Source organism: Synechococcus sp. PH41509 (assembly GCF_020514285.1).
Lineage (GTDB): Bacteria > Cyanobacteriota > Cyanobacteriia > PCC-6307 > Cyanobiaceae > Parasynechococcus.
Genome location: NZ_VTLD01000002.1, coordinates 1 through 4,231 on the forward strand (window position 1 = coordinate 1; position 4,231 = coordinate 4,231).

5 protein-coding genes and 1 pseudogene are annotated in these 4,231 nt (G+C 61.7%); 3 read left to right on the forward strand and 3 right to left on the reverse strand.

Going from position 1 to position 4,231, the window contains the following annotated elements:
- A pseudogene (locus tag FZZ88_RS00265) lies at positions 1 to 123 on the reverse strand (photosystem II D2 protein (photosystem q(a) protein)); the annotation flags it as partial.
- A 188-nt stretch (positions 124 to 311) separates the two neighbouring features.
- Between FZZ88_RS00265 and FZZ88_RS00270 the strand changes: the two are divergent.
- Together FZZ88_RS00270 and FZZ88_RS00275 are read left to right on the forward strand one after the other, a co-directional pair.
- Positions 312 to 848 (forward strand): photosystem I assembly protein Ycf4, encoded by a 537-nt coding sequence (locus tag FZZ88_RS00270; protein WP_115025401.1) that lies wholly within the window; start codon positions 312 to 314, stop codon positions 846 to 848.
- A gap of 4 nt (positions 849 to 852) precedes the next feature.
- The gene (locus FZZ88_RS00275; RefSeq protein WP_166017331.1) at positions 853 to 1,524 is read left to right on the forward strand and encodes a peptidylprolyl isomerase; all 672 of its coding nucleotides are present in this window, start codon (positions 853 to 855) and stop codon (positions 1,522 to 1,524) included.
- Between the two features lie 2 nt (positions 1,525 to 1,526).
- On the opposite strand, the gene ilvN is transcribed toward FZZ88_RS00275, so the two are convergent.
- Both ilvN and FZZ88_RS00285 read right to left on the reverse strand, forming a co-directional pair.
- Entirely contained in the window at positions 1,527 to 2,057 is a 531-nt protein-coding gene (gene ilvN / locus FZZ88_RS00280; protein ID WP_115025349.1) for an acetolactate synthase small subunit, read from the reverse strand.
- Positions 2,029 to 2,994, reverse strand: coding sequence for an alpha/beta fold hydrolase (locus FZZ88_RS00285; RefSeq protein WP_166017330.1), 966 nt, complete (start codon positions 2,992 to 2,994; stop codon positions 2,029 to 2,031). The genes ilvN and FZZ88_RS00285 overlap by 29 nt, the downstream gene beginning before the upstream one ends.
- Between FZZ88_RS00285 and FZZ88_RS00290 the strand changes: the two genes are divergently transcribed.
- Positions 2,978 to 4,162, forward strand: coding sequence for an RsmD family RNA methyltransferase (locus tag FZZ88_RS00290; RefSeq protein WP_166017329.1), 1,185 nt, complete (start codon positions 2,978 to 2,980; stop codon positions 4,160 to 4,162). The two genes, FZZ88_RS00285 and FZZ88_RS00290, sit on opposite strands and share 17 nt — an antisense overlap.
- Positions 4,163 to 4,231 lie beyond the last annotated feature (69 nt).

Here is a 4,231-nt window from a genome sequence, read left to right on the forward strand (position 1 = left end):
GTAGGCCGTTGGAAGGAGAAGGATGCCAGACCAGCCAATGAATACGAAGCGGTCGCGCTTGAGCCAGTCATCGAGGACGTCGAACCATCCCCGCTGTGGCGCGCGTCCTACAGCGATCGTCATGAGAGGTGAACGGTGCGGAAAGCCGCAGGCTGTGGGATACGCCGCGACCTTAACAATCTTCAAGCGTCCTGCGGGGCTGAATTCACTGAGCTGAAACCCCTCGTATCGCTTTGTTTCTTAGGGATTTTTTCCTATTTCGACGCATGGGCCTTTCTGCGGTCAAAATGGCGCTTCGTTCTGGCTGGGTCATGTCCGCAGCAGTGCTCGAGCAAACCGTGCTCGGCTCCCGTCGTCTCTCTAATTATCTGGTGGCATCTGCCGTCACCATTGGCGGAGTGGGCTTCCTTCTGGCTTCGCTGTCGAGTTATCTCGGTCGTGATCTCTTGCCTCTGGGCCATCCAGCTGCTTTGGTGTTTGTGCCGCAGGGGCTGGTCATGGGGTTGTACAGCCTCGCTGCGGCGTTGCTGGCCACCTATCTGTGGTATGTCATCGGTGTGAATGTCGGCGGTGGCAGTAACCGGTTCGATAAGGACGCCGGTGTGGTGACGATTAGCCGTCGCGGTTTCCGCAAGCCCGTTCTGGTGGAGATCCCTCTCAAGGACGTGAAGGCCGTGAAAGTCGAGGTGCGTGATGGCTTTAATGCTCGACGTCGTGTTGCCCTGAGAATTCAGGGAAGGCGTGACATGCCACTTACCCGTGTCGGCGAACCGCTGCCTCTGGCGCAGTTGGAGCAGGACGGTGCTGAGCTGGCCCGCTTCCTTGGCGTCAATCTCGAGGGGCTCTGATCCGATGCGTCGTTTTCGTTTGTGGACGCTGCTGTTTCTCATCCCTCTGCTGGTGAGTTGCAGTCCCTCTCCGCGTGCCTCCGTCGTGACGGGCTGCGCTGATGCTCAGGCGGCCTGTCTGCAGGGGCTGGCCACCATCACCATGCAGACGAGCCAGGGCGAGTTCACGATTGAAGTGAACGGAGATGCTGCACCGCTCACCTCCGGAAATTTTGTTGATCTGGTGAGGCGCGGCACCTACGACGGAACGATGTTTCATCGTGTTGTTCGCGAGCCTGTTCCCTTTGTTGTGCAAGGGGGGGATCCGCAATCCAGCGATCGATCCGTTCCCTTGGGGCAGCTAGGAACGGGCAGCTTTGTTGACCCCGCCAATGGTCAAGCTCGGATGATCCCCCTCGAAATCAAGTTTCGATCGGAGACGCAGCCCCGATACAGCAGGGTCAGCACCAATCCCGCTGACCTGGATGGTCTGGAGCTGACCCATGAACGGGGGGCCGTGGCCATGGCCCGTTCCCAGGCGCCGGATTCCGCTAGTGCACAGTTTTATGTCGCTTTGCGCCCCTTGCCGGAACTGGATGGTCGTTACGCCGTCTTCGGCCGTGTCGTGGACGGCATGGATGTGGTGGATGCGATTCAGCAGGGAGATCGCATTACCAAGGCAGCTCTAAAGGAGTGAACTCAGGCCGGGACCCGGCTCTGGCTCGGGGACACCTTCAGCATTTCGGTGTTCACCCCTGAAGCCCGCTCGAGCGCCACCTTGCCGGTGCGGGCAATTTCGAGAATTCCGAAGGGAGCCATTAACCGTTCCAGGGCTACCAGTTTTCCGGGATCTCCCACCACTTCAAGGGTCATGGCTTCATCGGCCACATCCACGACCTTGGCCCTGAAGACCTGAACGAGTTCGAAAACAGCGCTCCGGGATGCTGCCGGTGCTGAGACTTTCAGCAGCATCAACTCCCGTTCCACAGCGGGGCGCTGGGTGAGGTCCAACACCTGAAGCACATTCACCAGTTTGTCCAGCTGTTTGGTCATCTGCTGGAGCGTCTGGTCATCGCCTTCAACAACCATGGTCAGTCGAGACTGCCCTTCCGCCTCCGCTGGACCGACTGCCAGGCTGTCGATATTGAAACCGCGTCGGGCGAAGAGTCCTGCGATCCGGCTGAGTGCTCCGGATTCGTCCTCAACCACCACCGAGAGGGTGTGTTTCATCGCCGCTGGTCGTCCCCTGCCGGTCTGGTCCTCCCAAGTTACGGTCCAGCCAGGGCAACAACACAGAAAGGAAGCGATCGGGCGCTTCGTCATGGGGGCAGTGACCGCAGCGATCCAGCACGCGCAGTACGAGTTGTGGATGCGTGGCTGCCAGGGATTCCCCGATAGCAAGGGGCACAAATCGATCCTGACGTCCCCAGATCAGAAGCATGGGGGATTGGAGCTGCTCGAGCAGTGCGGGGGCAGTGGCTCCTCTGGGGCGCTTCGACATGCCCAGGCTCATGCCCCGGAGGGCCTGAGCTGCCGTGCGCCTTCGGGCAGGACGGGCAACCAGCTGAAGCAGTTCTTGATCGGATTGGATCGAACTCCAGTAGGCCCCCTGTAGCCCGGCTTTGAGCAAACCTGTGCGCGCGATCAAGGGCACCACAAGCTCAAGAGGCAGAAGGTGCAGAACCAGCCAAAGCAGGCGCCGCTGCCAGCGCCGTCGCCAGGGCGAGCGACGTTTCGGTAGCGGTTGGATCAGGGCGGGGTCCGGTAGCGGAGCTGCAACTACCGCTTGCACCCTGTCGGGCCGCAGCACCGCTGCGGTGAGCGCAGTCAGGCCCCCCAAGGAGTTGCCGATCACCACCGCTGGTCCTTGAACCACTTGATCGAGGAACGCGCAGACCTGCTGCGCCCAGAGCCGGTTGTCCATTGGCCGCGCCGGCTGGGCGGATTGGCCGAAACCCAGCAGATCCAGGCTGTAGACCCGCCAGCCATGATCAGCCAATCGCGGCGCAAAGTGGCGCCAGTGTCCGCTGGCGGCGCCGAAACCGTGCAACAGCAGCAGAGCGGGTCCCGCTTCAGGGCCGCTGACGCGCCAGTGGCAGGGCCAGCCTCTCCAGCACCAGGTGCTTGGAACGCCCCACTCGGCAGTCTGGATGGCAGCAGACGGCACCCTTCTGACCTCAACCGATCATCACTATCGCGAAGGTCTGGCTGAGTTCAGCCTTGGCCCAGGGTTTTTCAGGCCTGAGTCACGCCCGGCACGCGATCTGTCGGTGTTGCTGGCCCGCCACCAGAAGGCAAGCGCAACGCAACCACTCCGTTGGCTTGATCTGATGGCCGGTTGCGGGGTCAGGGCGCTGCGCTGGGGCCTGGAGGCGTTGGGCAGCGATGCCGCTGAGACAGAGCTCTGGATCAACGATGGTGATCCGGATCGGCTGCCGCTGATCCAGTCCAATGTGCAGGAATTGGGGTGCTCAACGCGGCTCAGCGCGGAGGCGGCAGATTTGTTGCTTTATCGGTCGATCCTTCAGCGGCAGCGGTTCGATTTCATCGACCTCGATGCCTTTGGGGCTTCGGGGAGCTTGATTCAGCCGGTCCTTCAGGCTTTGCGCTTCGACGGCCTGTTGTTTCTGGCATCGACGGATGGCCGTTCCCCCACCGGTCATGACCGTGTTGGTGCGATTCGAAGCCTTGGAGCCGCAGCCCGCGTGCATCCCGCTAGCTGGGAAATGGCCCTGCGGCAGCAGATCGGCCTGGTGGCCCGGCAGGCCTGGCTTCTGGGCCACGGTGTGCAGCCCCTGTTCAGCTTCAGTGAAGGGCGCACCTTTCGCCTCGCCCTGCGCTTGCTGCGTCAGATCCCAGCGGGCGATGAGAAGAAGCTTGGGCTGGTGGCGCGTTGTGAACGATGCGGTGCTCAACGGGTGCAGCCTCTGCTGAAGCTCAGCGGCTGGCCTGCTTGTCATTGCGTGGACGGTCAGGGGAGGTGGAGCATCAGTGGCCCTTTGTGGATTGGTCCTCTGCAGGAAGAGCCTCTTTTGCAGCAGCTCATTGCCGATGCCCAAGACCTTGGTCTTCAGCAGATCAGCCCTGTCACCCTGCGCTTGTTACGGCGCCTGCAGGCGGATCTGGGGGATTGCCCCACGGTCTGGCCTACAGATGAGCTGGCCTCGCGATTGGGAGGCGGTGGGCCGCCAGCCCTCGCTCGACTGGTGCAGGCGCTCCATGCCGAGGGCTACCGCGCAAGTGCCAGTGGAGTCATGCCAGCACAGGTTCGAACCGATGCGGAATTGCCGCAGCTGTTACAGATCTGCACCAGCCTGCGGGGGGAAGGGATTTAAATGGGCGTGCGATCGCTTTGCCCAGACCATGGCTGCTGAGATTTTTGGAACTGCTGCGATCTTCTGGGT

Excerpts from the sequence above, each read along its gene's own strand:
- ilvN (WP_115025349.1), bottom strand. The coding sequence starts at position 2,057 with ATGAAACACACCCTCTCGGTGGTGGTTGAGGACGAATCCGGAGCACTC.
- FZZ88_RS00270 (WP_115025401.1), top strand. The coding sequence starts at position 312 with ATGTCCGCAGCAGTGCTCGAGCAAACCGTGCTCGGCTCCCGTCGTCTC.
- FZZ88_RS00290 (WP_166017329.1), top strand. The coding sequence starts at position 2,978 with ATGGCAGCAGACGGCACCCTTCTGACCTCAACCGATCATCACTATCGC.
- FZZ88_RS00275 (WP_166017331.1), top strand. The coding sequence starts at position 853 with ATGCGTCGTTTTCGTTTGTGGACGCTGCTGTTTCTCATCCCTCTGCTG.